The sequence below is a fragment of the Sodalis sp. RH16 genome, assembly GCF_047324245.1.
Taxonomy (GTDB): domain Bacteria; phylum Pseudomonadota; class Gammaproteobacteria; order Enterobacterales; family Enterobacteriaceae; genus Acerihabitans; species Acerihabitans ligni.
On sequence record NZ_CP178737.1, the window covers coordinates 5,390,221 to 5,407,928 of the forward strand.

Below are 17,708 nucleotides of genomic sequence, written 5' to 3' on the forward strand. Positions count from 1 at the left end.
TTATTCAGCCGGCTGATATGATGCTATCTGTCGAACCTGGCTGGGCGCGCTACTCATTCAGCATCAGACGAAGGTGAGAGACGGAATCCGGCGCTGCCCAATCGTTCCATATCAACTGAAATATATTGTCCCGCTTCAATCCAGTCTGCGGAGGTAGCGCCGCCGGCCATCACTATCCAGCCCTCCTGCAAGGGTTCGTTCGCCTCCGCGGCAAGGCGTGCGGCGGCCACCAACGAGCGTAGCGGATGGCCGAGCAACGCCGCGGTGGAACCCACCTGCGTCACACGTCCGTTAATATTCAACGTGAGGCCCAGATTGGAAAAATCGATATGCGGATCGCACCAGGGCCCGATGACAAAACCGCTTGATGAGGCGTTGTCAGCGATCACTTCCGGTAAAGTGAAACGAAAATCTTTATAGCGGGAATCGATAATTTCCAGCGCGGGGGCTATCGCTTCTACCGCGGCCAGCGCCTGTGGGCCGGTTACGTTGCCCGCCAGGTTTTTTTTCAAAATAAACGCAATTTCCGGTTCACAGCGCGGGCGCACAAACCGTGAAATGTCTATTGCTGAACCTTCCTCGATTTGCATCCCTTCGGTGAGCCGGCCCCAAATCACATCGGACAGGCCCATCTGCAGCATTTTTGCCCGGCTGGTGAAGCCCATTTTTACCCCGACGCGCCGTTCCCCTCGGGCTTCACGGCATTTAACCACCGCAGATTGAATGGCGTAGGCCTGCTCAAGAGATAAATGCCCCTCGGGATCAAACTGGCCGATTGCCGTCCCGTTGCGCGCGGCCTGATCGAGCAGCGTTGCGATTTCTGTTACCTGGCTCATGCCGCCACCTCATGATTTTCTTCATTATCCCGAGCCTCAAATACCGCCCGAACCGTACCCAGGCCATTGATGCGCGCAGTAAAAATGTCACCCGGCGCCACCAGAGCCATCGGTCCCAGCGCCCCCGAAAGTACGACATCACCCTCTTTCAATGGGGTCCCCAGGCTGCTCATGGTCCGGGCCAGCCAGACCACAGCGTTAATAGGGTTGCCGAGACAGGCGGCGCCGGCGCCTACGCTGACCGGATTACCATGCTGCTCCAGCACCATGCCGCACAAACGCAGATCGAACTCGGAGATAAGGCGCGGGCTGGTACCCAATACAAAAGCGGACGAGGAAGCGTTATCCGCAATCGTATCCGTGATGCGGATTTTCCAGTTGGCGATGCGGCTGCCGACAATCTCCAGTGCCGGCAACGCATATTCAATAGCGTTAATCACATCCAGATGGCCGGGATGGGTCACCGTGATATCGCGCCCCATGACAAAAGCAATCTCCGCTTCAATCTTGGGCTGCGCCAAAATCGATGAAGGGATGGGTTCGCCGTCGCCGTATTGCATGTTGTCCAATAAAATGCCGAAATCCGGCGTGTCGACACCGAGCTGCTGCTGTACTGCTTTGGAGGTCAGGCCAATCTTGCAGCCCACTATGCGATGGCCTGAGGCGACCTGTCTTTCGATATTCATCTGTTGAATGGCATAGGCGTCGGTAATTGATAAATCGCTATACCTTTCGCTGAGCGGAGAGAGGTATTCCCTCGTTTCCCCGGCGGTGAAAAGTGCTCTCGCCGCCTCTTCAATCATGTCGCGCGATATCATTTAGTATTGCCTCCGGTCACGGGTTGCATTTCATCTTTGGTGCGGTCCCCGACGGCCCAATGCGTCGCCGGGACGACCGTGGCATACACTCGAATACTCTCCAACGGCGCCCCGGTGCTTTCATGCACCGCGCGGGCAACGCTTTTCAGACAGGTTTTAATGACGTCATCGCTGCGTCCTTCCACAAAAGAAATATGAACAACAGGCATGGTAATTCCCCTTTTATCTGTAGCGATTAGACCTATCCGCCATTTACCATGGATGTTAAATCCTGACCTTGTTATCAGTAATTTGACGGATCCTTATGGTGGAATCATAGTGAGGGCGTTAACCTGCGACCAATACCGAATTTATGATTTACGATACGGGTTGAGTATTGCTCTGGGATCACATTGAAGACAGCCATCAGGCCTATCCGCGGACGTGCAGAAATGCCGGCGGTGGTTCGCCGGGGCAGCCTGCTTCACCGGTAAATTATGGTTTTTCTAACAAAATGTTAACGTTATGAACGTCCAAGTCGATACGGATGGGTAATAAAAATTTCGCTGCGTGAGACCTGATCGAGGAATGCTGCACAGTCCGACAGACAATAAAATATGCCGGTGCTATGTCACATTTTTATCCGATTGAGGCTGGAAATCAGGTCGACAAAATTGTGAAGTAGTTAACATTTCTATCTCAAGGCCTGTCATGGGTTATGCCATGAGCTTAATAGAAGGCCGGAATGTGTGGATGAAAAGGAAAAGATATGGAAATTAAACAGATGCGTTACTTTCTTGCCCTGGCGCAGGAAAATAATTTCGGTCGCGCGGCTGAACGTTTGCATATCACCCAGCCACCCTTGACGCGGCAAATCCATACGCTGGAAGAAGAATTAGGCACGCCATTATTCATCCGTACCAATAAAGGGGTTGAATTAACCGAAGCCGGACAAGCCCTGCTGGCGGAAGTGCCGAATATTCTCGCCCTGTCCAAGCGCGCGGAACAACAGGCACAGCTTGCCGGCAGCGGGTATATCGGCAGGCTCGATGTCGGCATTTTTACCTCCGGGGTGCTGAACATCATCCCGCGGTTACTGGCTGATTTCCATGCGTTGCGCCCGGAAGTGAAGATCGGTTTGTACAGCATGTCGAAAACCGAGCAAATCGCCGCATTGCATGAACGGCGCATTACCATCGGCTTTAATCGGTTAGTGCCTTATGACGAAGATGTCGCAGTGGACTGGGTACAGCGGGAGCCTTATTTGGTCGCGCTCTATGAAGAGCATCCCCTGTGCAAAAAGAAGGTGCTCACACTGCGCGACTTGGACAATGAACCGATGATCCTCTATCCCAATGCGCCGGTCGCCGGTTTGATCGACGTGATCGCGGACGCATTCCGGGCCGAAAAAGCAGCGTTGCGTATCGAGCAAAAAGTGGAGGACGTGGTGACCTGCATCGCGCTGGTGGCCAGCCGCTTTGGTATCTGCGTGACAACGGCTTCAGCCAGTAATTTGCGTTTGCCCGGCGTAGTGTACCGGCCATTGAAATCAGCGCATTTAAAAGATATTGAGCTGAGCTGCCTCTATCGCCGGGAAGATAATTCTCCTATTTTACGCGCTTTCCTGGCGTTGATTAAAACGTCACGAGTCGGTCAATGAGCATAGGCCTATGGGTCTTCAATACGTGCTCGGAAACCTTATTCAGAAATTGAATTCCCATTTGTAGCCCATGATGCGGGAAATTTCACGCGCGGCATTGAGTAAGGCAGCGATATTTTTGTCGCTGTGCTATTTCGGTAAATAATGGATTGAGCCAATGATGGCAATAATGCCGAACAGGCGGCCGCTAGCCTGGAAAAGGGGCGCCGAAAAAGCATTGATTCCCACGTACAGTTCTTCCGGCGCATCAGCCTAGCCCCGTTTGCGAATCAACGCCAACTCTTCGCGCAATTTATCCGGCGACGTAATCGTGCGGGAGGTCTGGAAAGGAAGCGGCATGGAAAGATAATGTTCGGCCAGCGAGGACGGCCCAAAAGCCAGCACGATTCTCCCCTGCGCCACCGAGTTCAGCTCAATTCTTGAGCCTAGCCGCAGCGAAATTCCCAGCTGGTTCGTCCCATTCATAATATTGGTCACTATCACCTGGGTATCGGTGAATGAGGAAATAACCACCGTCAGGCCAAGCGTATCGCGCAGCTTTTCCACTTCGGAAGCAAGATGATCGGATAGGTTATTTGATCGTCACACGATCGGACTTTTGGTATGCCGTCTTGGTCAAATCCTGACCTATGCCCGGTATTTCGGGTACGGTAAGAAAACCATCAAGCGGTTGATAATTGTGCTCACATAATTCGATATAACCGGGTATCAGCGTTTTTTGGTGATGTTCATGAATAATAAAATTGGGGATAGTCGCTTCCAGATGCAGCGCGGCGGCGGCAATAACCCCTGAACCCGCGATATGGACCTGGACGGTACTTTCATAGATATGGGCTAATTCGCTTATTTTCTTCAGCTCGCTTAACCCCCCGCTGGTTCCCAAATCGGGCTGTACCACGTCCAGGGAACGCTCGGTCAGAAAGGGCAGAAATCCCCAGCGGGTATAAATGCGTTCGCCGGAAGCGATAGGAATATTGATTTTTTCTTTGGCTAATTTATGGAGTTCCGGATTAAGTGGAGTATTGATCTCTTCGTAATAAAATATATCGAATTCCTCGATAGCCCGTGCGGTAATCTCCCCGTTTTCAACGGGAGCTTTAAGTAGAATTATGCCACCAATGCGAGCTTCTGCATGGGCGTTATGCCGCCTAGCCCCATATGGGGACGTTCATGGTTATAGGTCCAAAGCCACCGCGTTGCGAAATCTTGTACTTCGGCAATATAACTAAACATATATTGATTTAGCCAGTCATAACGTACCGTGCGGTTAAAGCGCTCTATATAGGCATTTTGCTGGGGCTTGCCCGGCTGGATATAAAGCAAGGTTATTTGATGTTTAATCGTCCATTTTTGCAGTTGGATACTCAGGTATTCCGGGCCGTTGTCGCACCGTATACAGGCCGGCTTTCCGCGCCATTCGATGAGCTGTTAAAGTGAACGAATAACGCGTTCTGACGTCAGGGAAAAATCAACATCCAGGGTCAGGCCTTCCCGATTAAAATCGTCTATCACATTGAATGTGCGGAAACTTCTGCCATCACTTAATTGATCATGCATAAAATCCATTAACCAGGTATGGTTGGTCTTGTCAGGCACAACTAACGGGGCCGGATGAGACCGGATAATCCTTTGTTTTGGCTTGATCCGCAAATTCAATTTGAGTTCGCAATAAATCCGATAAATGCGTTTATGATTCCAATGAAAGCCTTTGACGTTACGCAGAAATAAATAACACAGCCCAAATCCCCAACTACGGTGTCGTGCCGTTAAATCGGTAAGCCAATTGGCTATTTGCACATTTTCATCACGCAATTTAGTGCAATAATGGTAGCCACTTTCGCTGAGGCCAAAAATGGAACAGGCCAGGCCGGATAGAGATACCTTTAACGCTGACTGCGTGCCGCGCCATCTCGCGTCGCCGGGATGGCGTTACCACTTTTTTTGCATGGCCTCCTGGATGATCTCGGATTTTAAACGCTCTTCGGCATACATCTTTTTGAGCCGTCGATTTTCATCTTCCAGTTCTTTCAGGCGGGCCATCATTGAGGCATCCATACCGCCAAAGCGTGAGCGCCACTTATAAAAACTGGCATTACTCATACCATGCTCGCGGCAAAGCTCAGAAACTGGTGTACCTGCCTCAGCTTGCTTCAAAATGGTCATGATCTGGCTGTCGCTAAAACGTGATTTTTTCATCCGAATCTCCTCGATTCATGTTACGAGAAAATTCTACTTATGAGTACCCCAGTTTTTCGGGGGGATTACCGGACCACCGACGCCAGATGAAATAGTCCAACATCTGGATTGTGATTCAGTGGTTACTGTTGAAGGCCAGCGTCAGTTAGTTCTTCAGGAGCTTCATGATTTCCAGAAAGCGATTGATGGCGGGGAGTTTAACTCGGCAGATCGCTTCTATGAAAAAAATGAACACCTTGATGAGGTAAAGTCTACGGAGATCATTGCTGAACGTCTCAATTTAAGACTCGAACCTCAGGGCATATCGATAACGCCTGAGCATCAGTTGAAAGGTCAAAACAGGAGTGACTTCACGGCATCTAAGTTGATTGGCGGAAAAAGACGGCTGCTGGTTACGGAAGTCAAAGGCCAGTGGCACAGAGAGTTATATTCTGCCGCTTCAGCCCAACTCTATGACCGTTATTCCATCCACCTAGATGCCGATCAGCAGGGTATTTTTCTTGTTATATGGTTTGGAGAGAGTGGGACCGTTGCAGGCCGCAAGCTCCACGGTATCAAAACCGCTCAGGAACTTAAAACCAGTATTGAAGCAGTGTTAGCGGTTGATCTCCGTGGTTTAGTCGATGTTTTCGTTTTAGATGTTTCACGACAGAGTAAACATTAGAATTAGTAACATAGACCCTACTTTGAATTTCTTGAGGGTGCTTTAAGTAATACAGTATAAAAGAACTTAACAGTATTGTTACATCGAACCTAAATATCCGATATCACCGCAGGTGTGATAGCAGGCATTTACCACCGAGAGATTAATAAAAATTGGTGGTCATTCTGGTGATCTTGACAGGACTGCCCCACTGAGATAGCTTATGTATTAGCCACTTACTGGCTAAGGCGATCCCAGTCAGAGGAGCCAATTTCCTGTGTTCATGCCTCCCTTCGAATCCTCATCTGATGTCGATTCAACAGGATTGCCGGACCACCATCCATGCAGGGCACTTCGTTTCCAGGGTTTCGGAATATCGTCTGCCGACCTCTTCTTTTTCTCCATCCGGCCATGCATAGGAATATCATCATCAATGCCGGGGAAGAGAGTTTTAAAATAATGGCCGTTGGAAGTCATTTATTTCGGGTTGTCCACCACAAACTCAAACTTATTAAGCCCCAGGCTTTGCGCAGTTGTCATTACAAACGCCACACGCCCATATTGTGCCCCCTGATCGGCGTAAATTCTTAACCCGGGAGCCTGTGGCAACTTTGCCGCCTCTTCGAGTTTTTGCCTGAAGGTGATATCGTCAACCGGCTGTTTATTCCAGGCGATTTCCCCGTTTTGCAGAATAGAAATGTCTTCAGAATGCACATTTTTATCCACTTGCGCTGCGCTGGCTTTAGGCAGATTGACTTTCACTGCATGGTTAACCACCGGCAGGGTCACCATGAATACGATCAATAAAACAAGCATGACATCAATAAAGGGTGTCATATTGATATCATTCACTAATGAATCTTCTTCAGTTTCAAATTGCGTTCCCGATGACATACTCATACCCATACTCTCCGTACATCAACTAAAGGGATTGATCTGCATGAAAGGGTTGCACCTGACCGGTACTTACGGATTTTTTTCTCTGCAAATCAGCCGGATCAATCACCATCCGTGCGCCTGTCAGATAGTAGGCATGTAAGTCGTGCGCAAAAACGGCGATGGAATGTTGATAACCACGATTACGTCTGCTGATCGCATTGAAACCCAGCACCGCGGGAATGGCGACGAACAAGCCAAACGCGGTCATAATTAATGCTTCCCCCACCGGACCGGCAATATGTGCGATATCAGGTTGGTCCAACAGACTTAAAGACTCGAGTGCATGGTAGATTCCCCAGACGGTGCCCAGCAATCCGACAAAAGGTGCCGTGCTCCCTATTGAGGCCAGAATCCCCATTCCGGCCTGCAATCGAGTGACCGTATCATCAATACTATTTTTCAGTGCTCTTGCCAGCAGATCGCTGATATCCAGCTGCTGGCTGATACCCGACGCTTTGTGGTGTTGATGAGACATTACGGCATGGCCGGACATCGCCAGCTCCCTCATCGGATTAAAATGCTCATCACCTAATACATTTATTGCGGCTGTTAAATTCTTTTCTTTCCAGAATTTAGCTTTACTGCGTTTTATCACTTTATTCAGCCCGACGCCCTGAGTAAATTTAATAATAATTACACACCAGGACATTATCGACATGACCATTAATATCACCGCCACGGCACGGGTAACGAAGTCCCCTTGATTCCACACATGCTCAATACCAAATTCACTCATTCTATTGCCTCTTTCTTTTTCATAGTGTTATGAACTAAATAATTTCTTTAGTTGCCGGAGATTTTGAAATCTATTGGCTGTATTGTCATGACAGAAATTCTCTGTCCGTTTTCTATATAAGGTTCACAACGGATACGGGAAACAGCAGCAAGTGCTGCCCGGTCCAGCTCATCAACGCCACTGGTGCGTGCGATTTCACTGTGCGTTAAGGTTCCATCAGCGGCAATAACCAGACGGATAAGCACCTGACCCTGCTGTTGTAAACGTTTTGCACGACGCGGATACTCCGGGGCCGGCACCTCACATCCTACGGTCAAAACGGATTTAGGGTCTGCCTGTGGCGCACTTTGTAACATAGGTCCTGACGCGGTTGCCGGAAGTGCTGTCTTATCACTTACCCTGGCATCTTCAATCTGATGCGGCTTCTCCTGGCTGATAACCGCTTTATGTTCACTGGGTCGTTTATCTGATACCAAAGGTTTCACGACTTTCTTTGCTACAGGTTTGGGGATGACTTTCCGGATAACCGGCTTCTTTTCAACCGGTTTTGCGGGTATGTCGGGCGGGCTCTCAACTATTTCAGGGACATTGTTCTCCGTGGCCAGAATTTTCGGCGCGGGGTCCGGCGTCTGAACAGGTGCAATAACTTCAGGCTCCGGTAATTCAACCATCGTGACCTGAATGCTTTGCTGATCTGCCGGATTAATAATATTTAATGGTTTATATTGCGTGGTTTTAGTGATAGCAATCGCCAATATCCCGATATGTGCCAAAATAACCGCGGCGATGATCAGTCTGTTTTTTTTCATATCAAATAACCGAACTGGCGATAACGACATTACAGACTCTCGTTTTTTCGCTACTGCAATAGTACCTTGTGCGTAAAGTTGCTGTGCTTTCACCCGAACCTCTCCGATACATCTGATTGCCAGGACACTGTTCAGAGCAATCTCATAATGCCCTGCTAGTTCTGTACAATAAGAAAGAAAAAGTGACACCGTCAGGAGAAAATTTCCTTAAAAAAATCAGACGGTGGCCGGGTGTATCCGGATCAGGTAGTCGGTAGTACGCGTGATTGCAATTGGCATCGTTTGTGCCAACGAGTCCAGGGTATAAGGGACGTTTTCCAGTGGAAAAACCCCGCTGACTCTCAAATCGGCCACTGCGGAATCCAGGTGGATAAAGGCAGGCGTATAGCTACGTAAGGTATTAATAACCGAAGAAAGTGAGGAATTATTGACTTCAAGCCGTCCCTGCAACCAGGCTGTCTCGGCCGAAGGCGAAATGGTCTGCGGGATGAAGTTATTTTCATTGAACCATAACCCCTGATTGGCCCTAACAATCTGCGTCGCGCCACTATTATTTTTTACTTTTACCACGGAATCTAACACTGCGAGGTGGATGCCCTGGTTTTCCTGTCTGACATGCCAGCGGCTATTTAACGCGATGATTTGGCCAAAATCAGTATCGACAATAAAAGGCCTGGCATCGCTGACGACATTTGCAATGATCCCTCCCGCTTTTAATGTTATCCCTCTTACCAAATCTGAATAGCTGATATTGATAGCGGTACGCGCATTCATACTGATGGTACTGCCATCGTCGAGTTCTATATTTTTCCGCTGTGCCGTATCTGTATGAGCATCAGAAAAAGTAAAGGCGAGCGGATATTGCTGATTGACCAACAGGCCACTGAATCCTGCCAGGCCCGCCACACACAAGCTATGCTGGATAAATTTACGCCGGCTTGAGGGCGCCAACAACGTCTGATGGATATCTTTCGTAGGCATGAGTTGAGACAACGTCTCTATTTTTCCCAGTGCCGCTTCTATCTGACGACAGGCATGGTTATTACCCTCATCTGCAGCGCGCCATTTTTCAAACTTTTCAAAATCAACGTGCGTGGCCTCGCCGGAACGGAGAAATACCATCCATTCAATGGCTTGTTTAGCTATGGATTCAGTTGAGGAAGTCGATTTCATTTTAAATACTCAATCAGAGTTTATCGACAGATAGCAATTTGTTAATGCTTTGGCGATATACTTTCTAACCATACTGACTGACACCCCTAAATTTTCAGCAATTTCGCTATATGTCATGCCATCCAGCTGGTTAAATAAAAAAGCTTTACGTGCATTTATTGATAAACCATCCAGAGCACGGTCGATAGCCAGCAAAGATTCAAGCACCATTTCGCGTTCTTCAGGTGAAGGATGACTAAGTTCAGAATGGCTGGCCAGAGCCAGAAGGTATGCCCTTTCCAAATCCCGTCGGCGCCAGGTTTCATATAACACACGTTGTGCAAGCGTGGTTAACATGGCCCTGGGTTCACGAATATTTAATAGCTCTGGAACTTCTGCCAGGCGAAGAAACGCCTCTGAAGCCACATCTTCAGCCCCCGTCCCATAGCTTATACGCTTTCTGAGCTTCTCAGTTAGCCAGCGATAATCGCTACGAAAAATAAGGGTTAATGCCTCGGTACGTGCACCGGAATCTACCGCCATGATGATCCCCATATCACATGAATCAACTATTTACTCACCGAGTCAAAACCCTCCTGATGACATCGATAATCCCATTAAATATGAATGAAATAACATATTTAACACTCAATCCTATCCCTTAAAACCACCCTCAGGCATCTGTCATAACGGGCAACCAAAAACTGAAAATCACATCTTTAATTTATTAACATATCTGTTGTATGTCTGATATTTAAAAATGTGTTTAACATGTTACAAAATGTGATTCCTCACCACATTCTGTGTGGCCTGTACTGACTGCACTATATCGATTTAGTCTGATGTTGCAAGCTTACGCAATATCTCTTTTACTGCAATCTATAGCAATCTGGTTGCTAAACCACAACGGCACTTCTTACCTGCCCCCGATTTTTACCCTGTTAAAGAAAACATCACAAACAGGGTGACACTTTTAAATCCTCATCGCACATACATCAGGAATCATTAAAAAACACGCGCATAACCATTAAGCAGTATTGATATTATTTGGGGAGCAATAGACATGCAGAGCAAACAGAAAAACGGCTGGAAAAAAGGCACGAGCATCAGCCGATTGGCATTATCAATCAGCATGGCACCTGCTTTCATCGCGGGTACATCAGTTTATTCATCCGCCTTATATGCTGCTGACGAAGTGCCGGTAAATTTTTCTATTCCATCCGGGTCGTTAGAAAGCTCATTAATTAACATTGCCAGGCAAAGCAATCAGACGATTGCCTTTGACCCCGGGCTGGTAGCCCCCTATCAGGCCAAAGCAATCAGGGGTAAGTTTTCGACCAGGGCCATCATTCTCAAACAACTACAGGGGACTTCACTGACGGTCTCGTCTACTGCTAACGGCACATTGACTATCCGGAAATTGTCAGCAGCCTACCCCGTCCAGGATACCGCTAAAAGCTTACCGGCAATCACCGTGAATGGTACGGCTGATCAAAGTGAAGATGCGACGACCTATAACCCTTCGACATCCAGCTCAGCCACGCGCACGACTCTCTCATTGCAGGACACGGCTCAGTCCGTCAATGTGGTCAGCCGTAAAGTTTTAGATGACCGCCAGGCGACGTCATTAGAAGATGCACTGAAAAACGTCGCAGGGGTGAATATTCAGGACGCAAACCGTGGTGTAAACACTATTTATATCCGTGGTTTCGCCGTTACCTCAGGTTCTACCGACGGTGTTGCTAACACCAATACCACCGCGCTTGGTACTGCTACCGGTAATGCAAACATCGATGGAATAGAACGCATTGAGGTGTTAAAAGGGCCTCAGGCAGTACTTGCCGGCAGTTCGTCCCCTGCGGGCTCAATAAATGTTGTGCGCAAAGCACCGACAGCAGACCCTATTCATACCTACAAAGTGGAAGTTTCAAAGTATGGCGAATTAAAAAATGCTATCGATCTTGGCGGTCCACTTAATGATGATAAATCTTTCAGATATCGTCTGAATGCCTCGACGATGCGCAGCGATAATGCTTTCCCGGATTTCAATGGTAATCATAGTGATTACATTGCCCCGGTATTGAGCTGGCAAAATGATAAAACTTATCTGAAAGTCGGCGCTGAATTTAACAGCTACAGGAATTCAGGCCCGGCAGCAACCTACTACAGTAATGGTACGATTCATCACCTTCCAGAATACAGAATGGGTGATAAGGATGACCATTTCAGTGGCAACGATAAGACGGTCTATTACGAATTTAAGCAAGATCTGAGCGACAACTGGTCGTTTAACAGTAAAGCCACCTATAACAATGATACCAGTGTAGTGAAAATCAACGAGAACTACGGTGTCAGCGATAACGGGGATTATACGGCGCATGCCCTTTCCAATCGGATTAAAGTGAACTCCTATTCGTTACAAAATGACATTCGCGGGAAGTTTACTACAGGAAGCGCAGTGACCCATAACATTCTGCTGGGTTATGATTACCAGCACAGTGTATCGACCAGCTGGGACACTTCTTCATTTGATATTTATACCAATGGTAATGTTTTTAATCCTGGTTCGATGTCCTACCCCGCGATACCCGATGCGGATTTAAAATCATATACAATGCTGCAGATCCAGAAAGGTGTGGTTTTACAGGATCAGATCGATGTGTTTAAAAAACTGCATTTTCAGATATCAGCAAAACGGGCTGAATATGCGAATAGCACCAGCGTCTTTTACGATACCAGTACTTCATATGCGAAATATACGGCGTCAAAATGGATCCCTAATTACGGTGTAAGTTATGATATCACCCCGGATATCACTGCTTATGTTAATTTATTAAGGACTTTTGAGGGTGCAGAATCAATTAACCCCACCACTCATCAGCCGATCCCCCCTTCCGCTGGCAAGTCGACAGAGGCTGGTTTAAAATTTAATTTCCTTGATGACAATCTGACACTGACAACAGATCTGTTCCAGCTTGAACAAACCAATGTTGCAATATACAACAGCGCCGGTCAGCCCGTCGGCATACAGGACCAGAAAAGCAAGGGCTGGGATATTGAGCTGAACGGACAAATTCTCCCGGGCTGGAATATTACCTCAAGCTATACCTATGCCATTGCCCAGAGCCCGACATCCGCGAGCTCGGAATCAACGTCATCAGATACCCGGCAAACAGGTCAACCCAAACACTCAGGCAGTATCTGGACATCTTATGAAATCCAGTCTGGTCAGCTGAAAGGACTGGGTTCGGGGATTGGGGTACAGGCTGCCAGTAACACCTGGAACGGATCATCAGGGGAATATTTCAAAATGGGTGGCTGGGCGCAAACTGATATGGCCATTTTTTATCACCAGCCTAAATATACCCTCACGCTGGGTGTAAACAATGTGTTTGACCGTACATTGTTCTCATACTCTTCCACAGCAGATTATATTGGTGTAAAACCCGGGCGTGTGGCGAGATTGACAGCAACTTATTCATTCTGATCTGAATTTATTCATTAATGATATTCCGGATAATTATTTATGAATATAGCCCTGATTCAGGGGGTGTTGGCATCTCTTTTTTCAGCGCTGACTCAACGTCAGGATTAATATGGCAGAACCAATCTCTATCAAACATTCACGACCCGGTAATATGGATTTAATAAAGCCCTTTTGGACATCATCAGAAAAATGGCCGGGGATTTTATTACTCAGTATTATTTTAGGAATAAATTTCACCACCACTTATGCTTTTGTTGCATTAAATAAATTACAGGGGAATTTGACGGATGCGCTGGTGGCACTCAACTGGACATCAATACGCAGCACCCTGCTTGATACATTAGGTATTGGTTCAATCAGTGTCGCATTACCGCTGGTCGGGGTGTTGAGTATTCAATATCTGACGCTCCGCTGGCGAACATGGATGACAAATAATTATCTTGAGCGCTGGACAGAAAAACGCCATTACTACAGGATTGAGCGTGAAAATTTAATTTCCAACAGTGATCAGCGAATTGCTGAAGACATTAATCTCTTTACCGAGATAACGGTGAACCTATCGACCAACATTATCAATGTCATTGTTAATGTCGTCACCTTCACCCTGATCTTATGGAATTTATCAGGCACATTGTCGCTGCCGTTAGGAGATATCAGTGTTAATATTCACGGCTATATGGTTTTTGCCGTGTATCTTTACTCATTTGCTCAACTGGCGTTAGTGCATTATCTGGGGAAAGTCCTGATTGGCATTAACATGAACAAGCAAACCGTCGAGGCCGATTTCAGGTTTTTGGGTATGCAGCTGCGTGAAAACGCCGAACAAATCGCTTTTTATAATGGCGGGGATCGGGAACTTAACAGCCTGAGGTCCCGTTTTAATAAAATCCGTCAAAACTCGCTTCTGTTAATGCGGAAAACACTGAAAATAAATTTATTTCAAAGTGTTTTCTCACAATTATTCTCTCCGTTACCCACCTTACTGGCACTGCCTTTGCTGCTCACAGGAAAAATATCCCTGGGCGGGCTGACACAGATAACCATGGCCTATGGGTCTGTGCTTAGCGCTCTCTCATTTTTCCCACAAGCTTACCAGTCATTCACCCAATGGCTGGCACTGGCCAACCGGCTGAGGGATTTGCAATGGGCGATGAATAAAGCAGACCAACAGCAATCACAAATAATACTGAAAACAGAGGGAACGTCGTTACTCTGTCGTGACCTGGTGCTCACCCGTCCGAATGGCGTCACACTCACCCATCTCTCTTCCTGGCAGGTTTCTCCCGGGGAGCGCTGGTTAATCACAGGGCGTTCGGGTTGCGGAAAAAGCACACTGCTACGCGCCTTTGCAGGGTTATGGCCTTATGGCAGCGGATTTATTTCTGTCCCCCGGCCATCATCAACCATGTTCCTGCCGCAAAAAAGCTATATCCCGAGCGGGACATTAAAAAATGCTTTAGCGTACCCGGCCGATCCTGACAGTTTCACCGATGAACAATACCGACAAGCACTCGCAGACTGCCAGCTGACCGAACGTGCAAATTCCCTGACTGTTGTTGAATGCTGGCAGCAGGTTTTATCCGGCGGAGAACAGCAGCGTTTAGCTATTGCACGATTATTACTTCATCGCCCTGCGTTCATTTTTATGGATGAAGCTACCAGTGCTCTGGATAGCGAAACGGAAAATCATCTTTATCGCTCCGTTATCACCAGACTGCCCGGTTCCGCAATGGTCAGTATTGCCCATCGCCCTGAATTAACACAATTTCACTCACATTGTTTAACGCTGACACCTGTCGTCACTCATTCAGAAAAGGAATAACACATGTCAACATCTCCCATTGAGCTGACGGATATCAGCCTGCATCAGATTATCGGACAGGAAGAAACCCCGGTACTCATCGATCTCTGGGCACCCTGGTGTAATCCCTGTAAAACGCTGGGGCCAACCGTTGAGAAACTGGCCAGAAAAAGTCAAAACAAAGTATTGATTGCAAAAATAGACGTGGAAAAATACCCGGAGATCATGAAAGAGTTTGGGGTCCGCGGCATTCCGACACTGTTGCTGTTTAAAAATAAAAGTGAAATATCGCGACAACTGGGCATCCAGAGTTTGGGAAAACTGGAGGAGTGGCTTAATAAATTTAATATCGATCTGACAGGAAGCCCTGTCGTTGAGCACACTGAATCCCTCGACTGGCCAACCTTTTATGCAGACAAACAACTGCTGGAATTTTTTCGACAGCGTTTACTCGGCCATGCCGAAAATAAACAATTAACCGCCTCTTCTCTCAATGCTTTTTGGGATAATAATCAGGGCACGACCTCTGCAGCGTTTGTCCACAGCAATGATCCGGTAATATTCGAAAGAATGACCGGTTTACCCATAGCCGTTGCCCGCCTGCTGGACTGTTGCGATATTCAGAACAGACAACATGTTTCCGCATTATTCACGGCACTTGCTGAAGGAAAAGACTACCGGCTGGTTCCGCACAAATTTATCAATATCTGGTTAAGTGAAAATTCCATCCCATGGACAGCCTATACACAAGACGAAGAGCTAAAAAGTATTATTGAAAAATGGCGGGATGCCTTAGGGCAACGGCTTGAGGGTAAAACTCTGTCCGATGAAATATGGTCATCACTGAAACAGCTGGCAAAGGATAAGTTAGCGGATTATTCTCAACAGCAAAAAGGACCCGAAATCAGTTTACTGACCTTAATTTCCACGCTTTCCCCGCTACCCGACACCCGGGATAATGACGCCTGGTTAACCATTGCCGGGTGCATTAGCTTCGCTAAATTCCAGCACATTCAGATTCAGCTGGGATGGACACCTGCTGAGCGGGAATTGCCAGACTTACGTATGGCATGGTTTCAGGAGAAAGAGGAAAATTCAGCCACCGGAACACTCACTCAGGAAGACATCAGGTTATTACGCGAAGAGTGGGTAGCTGCACACAGCGATTTTATTGCCAGGGAAGAATATTTCCATCAACACGTCGATGAATTACTGCAACCTTATAATGAAAATCTGCAAAAAATACTGTTCAGGGTTATGCACGACGCGGAAAATTATTAATCGGAGATAATATGTCTGTTTATTTTTCATATTCGCAATCACAACTGAAATCCTTAGCCCAACGTGTTATTTCTCAGGCAATATCCGCAGGTGCAACCAGTGCCAATGTGATATTTTCGGAAGCAAATGGATTACATATCGAAATGAGACAAGCGGTGGTACGTACCCGTACCCTGCATGCCGCCAGCGGGATGTCACTGACGGTTTTCCGCGGTCAGCATCAGGGCACTACCACCTCTTCTGACTTTTCAGATAAAGGACTTGAAGAGACAGTACAGGCCGCAATGCGTATTGCCCGGTTTACCGGTGTTGATGAATTCTGCGACCTCTTTGCGCCTTCCCCCCTTCCGGCAACACTGCCGGAATTAGACCTGTATCATCCGTGGAGTATTAGCGAACAGGACGCCATCGCGCTGGCAACAGAAATTGAAGCCGGCATTCACTCGGTCAGCCCGGAGGTCACCAGCGATGGTGCCTGGGTCAGTGCAGGCCAGTCTCAACTCTGGTTGATGAATTCATTGGGATTTTCTCAGGGTACGGTACAAACCCATCACGCAATGACAGCCAAAGCATTGGGCCGTCGTCATCACATGAGCCAGCTTGATTTCTGGTCATCCGAAGGCAACGCGGCAGAATCATTGATGCCAGCTTACAACGTCGGCAGCACAGCGGCTCAGGGTGCCTGTCTGGCATTAGATATCCAGCCTCTGGCGGGTAATCACCGCCTGCCGGTGCTGTTTGCACCATTAGCGGCAACCTCTCTTCTCAGTCACCTGGTACAGGCAACCAGTGGCGCAATACTATACCAGGGTAACAGCTATCTTTGCGGACAGCTTGGGTCTGTGATTGCCGCGGCGCATATCACCGTAACCGAAGATCCTTTTATTCCTCGGGGATTAGCCAGTCGTTTATTTGATGGTGATGGGATCAGAGGTAAAAAGCGCAAGATTGTAGAAAATGGCCGTTTGCTGGGCTATTTCCTGTCTGCCTATTCCGCCCGACGTATGAATATGGACTCCACCGGCAATGCCTGGGGCCCGGGAAACCTTCGTTTAACCAGCGGGCTGACGCGTGCTGAAGATGATTTTAACGCCATGCTTAACAAGCTGGATAACGGTCTGGTGATCAGCCAGTTTTCAGGCGGTTCTCCCAATCTGATGAATGGTGATTATTCCCGCAGCCTGAGGGGTTTTTGGGTTGAAAATGGCAAAATACAATATGCGGTTGATGGGATCACGGTCGCCGGAAATCTGGCTGATATTTTCAAAGGTATTCTGGCGGTCGGAAATGATGCCGTTACTGAAGGCCCTTTCACCACGGGTTCTGTATTAATTGACTCCCTGCAAATCTCTGGCAATCAGGTGTAACATT

Annotated in this window: 16 protein-coding genes and 1 pseudogene; 6 read left to right on the top strand and 11 right to left on the bottom strand. The window is 47.7% G+C overall.

All coding sequences use genetic code 11. The annotated features are described in order from the left end of the window. Window positions 1-53 precede the first annotated feature (53 nt). From ACL2XJ_RS24760 to ACL2XJ_RS24770, 3 genes are read right to left on the bottom strand one after another with little or no spacing between them, the layout of a single operon-like run. A complete protein-coding gene (locus tag ACL2XJ_RS24760; protein ID WP_413724854.1) occupies window positions 54-836 on the bottom strand; it encodes a 2-keto-4-pentenoate hydratase in 783 nt (260 codons plus the stop codon). Next, window positions 833-1,654: a 2-keto-4-pentenoate hydratase gene (locus ACL2XJ_RS24765; RefSeq protein WP_413724855.1), complete on the bottom strand. Its 822-nt coding sequence runs from the start codon at window positions 1,652-1,654 to the stop codon at window positions 833-835. The genes ACL2XJ_RS24760 and ACL2XJ_RS24765 overlap by 4 nt, the downstream gene beginning before the upstream one ends. Continuing rightward, window positions 1,651-1,863 (bottom strand): tautomerase family protein, encoded by a 213-nt coding sequence (locus ACL2XJ_RS24770; protein ID WP_132921094.1) that lies wholly within the window; start codon window positions 1,861-1,863, stop codon window positions 1,651-1,653. The genes ACL2XJ_RS24765 and ACL2XJ_RS24770 overlap by 4 nt, the downstream gene beginning before the upstream one ends. 539 nt (window positions 1,864-2,402) lie before the next feature. Here ACL2XJ_RS24770 and ACL2XJ_RS24775 point away from each other — a divergent pair. After that, window positions 2,403-3,293: a LysR substrate-binding domain-containing protein gene (locus ACL2XJ_RS24775; RefSeq protein WP_413724856.1), complete on the top strand. Its 891-nt coding sequence runs from the start codon at window positions 2,403-2,405 to the stop codon at window positions 3,291-3,293. 252 nt (window positions 3,294-3,545) lie between these two features. Here ACL2XJ_RS24775 and ACL2XJ_RS24780 read toward each other — a convergent pair whose 3' ends face one another. From ACL2XJ_RS24780 to ACL2XJ_RS24790, 3 genes and pseudogenes are all read right to left on the bottom strand, one after another. Further along, window positions 3,546-3,839, bottom strand: coding sequence for an IclR family transcriptional regulator C-terminal domain-containing protein (locus tag ACL2XJ_RS24780; protein ID WP_413724857.1), 294 nt, complete (start codon window positions 3,837-3,839; stop codon window positions 3,546-3,548). Window positions 3,840-3,864: 25 nt separating this feature from the next. Next, window positions 3,865-4,413, bottom strand: a complete 549-nt coding sequence (locus tag ACL2XJ_RS24785; RefSeq protein WP_413726962.1) for an enolase C-terminal domain-like protein — start codon at window positions 4,411-4,413, stop codon at window positions 3,865-3,867. After that, a pseudogene (locus ACL2XJ_RS24790) lies at window positions 4,401-5,489 on the bottom strand (IS3 family transposase). Before ACL2XJ_RS24790 ends, ACL2XJ_RS24785 begins: the two are co-directional and overlap by 13 nt. Window positions 5,490-5,607: 118 nt before the next feature. Here ACL2XJ_RS24790 and ACL2XJ_RS24795 point away from each other — a divergent pair. Continuing rightward, window positions 5,608-6,153 (top strand): hypothetical protein, encoded by a 546-nt coding sequence (locus ACL2XJ_RS24795; RefSeq protein ID WP_413724858.1) that lies wholly within the window; start codon window positions 5,608-5,610, stop codon window positions 6,151-6,153. Window positions 6,154-6,609: 456 nt separating this feature from the next. Here ACL2XJ_RS24795 and ACL2XJ_RS24800 read toward each other — a convergent pair whose 3' ends face one another. From ACL2XJ_RS24800 to ACL2XJ_RS24820, 5 genes are all read right to left on the bottom strand, one after another. Then, complete coding sequence (locus ACL2XJ_RS24800) at window positions 6,610-7,032, bottom strand: ExbD/TolR family protein (protein ID WP_413724859.1); 423 nt, start codon at window positions 7,030-7,032, stop codon at window positions 6,610-6,612. Between the two features lie 22 nt (window positions 7,033-7,054). Further along, on the bottom strand, window positions 7,055-7,807 hold the full coding sequence (locus ACL2XJ_RS24805; RefSeq protein WP_413724860.1) for a MotA/TolQ/ExbB proton channel family protein: 753 nt from the start codon (window positions 7,805-7,807) through the stop codon (window positions 7,055-7,057). Between the two features lie 47 nt (window positions 7,808-7,854). Continuing rightward, window positions 7,855-8,709 carry a TonB family protein gene (locus ACL2XJ_RS24810; RefSeq protein ID WP_413724861.1) on the bottom strand — a complete coding sequence of 285 codons (855 nt, stop codon included), beginning with the start codon at window positions 8,707-8,709 and terminating at the stop codon, window positions 7,855-7,857. Between the two features lie 123 nt (window positions 8,710-8,832). After that, window positions 8,833-9,789 (bottom strand): FecR family protein, encoded by a 957-nt coding sequence (locus ACL2XJ_RS24815; RefSeq protein ID WP_413724862.1) that lies wholly within the window; start codon window positions 9,787-9,789, stop codon window positions 8,833-8,835. 9 nt (window positions 9,790-9,798) lie between these two features. Continuing rightward, the gene (locus ACL2XJ_RS24820) at window positions 9,799-10,323 is read right to left on the bottom strand and encodes a sigma-70 family RNA polymerase sigma factor (protein WP_413724863.1); all 525 of its coding nucleotides are present in this window, start codon (window positions 10,321-10,323) and stop codon (window positions 9,799-9,801) included. Window positions 10,324-10,831: 508 nt separating this feature from the next. Between ACL2XJ_RS24820 and ACL2XJ_RS24825 the strand changes: the two genes are divergently transcribed. The 4 genes from ACL2XJ_RS24825 to ACL2XJ_RS24840 all read left to right on the top strand — a co-directional run bounded on the left by ACL2XJ_RS24825 (window position 10,832) and on the right by ACL2XJ_RS24840 (window position 17,704). Next, the gene (locus tag ACL2XJ_RS24825; protein WP_413724864.1) at window positions 10,832-13,255 is read left to right on the top strand and encodes a TonB-dependent siderophore receptor; all 2,424 of its coding nucleotides are present in this window, start codon (window positions 10,832-10,834) and stop codon (window positions 13,253-13,255) included. Window positions 13,256-13,364: 109 nt separating this feature from the next. Next, complete coding sequence (locus tag ACL2XJ_RS24830; RefSeq protein WP_413724865.1) at window positions 13,365-15,077, top strand: ABC transporter ATP-binding protein/permease; 1,713 nt, start codon at window positions 13,365-13,367, stop codon at window positions 15,075-15,077. Between the two features lie 3 nt (window positions 15,078-15,080). Continuing rightward, window positions 15,081-16,337: a thioredoxin gene (trxA, locus tag ACL2XJ_RS24835; RefSeq protein WP_413724866.1), complete on the top strand. Its 1,257-nt coding sequence runs from the start codon at window positions 15,081-15,083 to the stop codon at window positions 16,335-16,337. 11 nt (window positions 16,338-16,348) lie between these two features. Beyond that, window positions 16,349-17,704: a TldD/PmbA family protein gene (locus ACL2XJ_RS24840; protein ID WP_413724867.1), complete on the top strand. Its 1,356-nt coding sequence runs from the start codon at window positions 16,349-16,351 to the stop codon at window positions 17,702-17,704. Window positions 17,705-17,708: the final 4 nt, after the last annotated feature.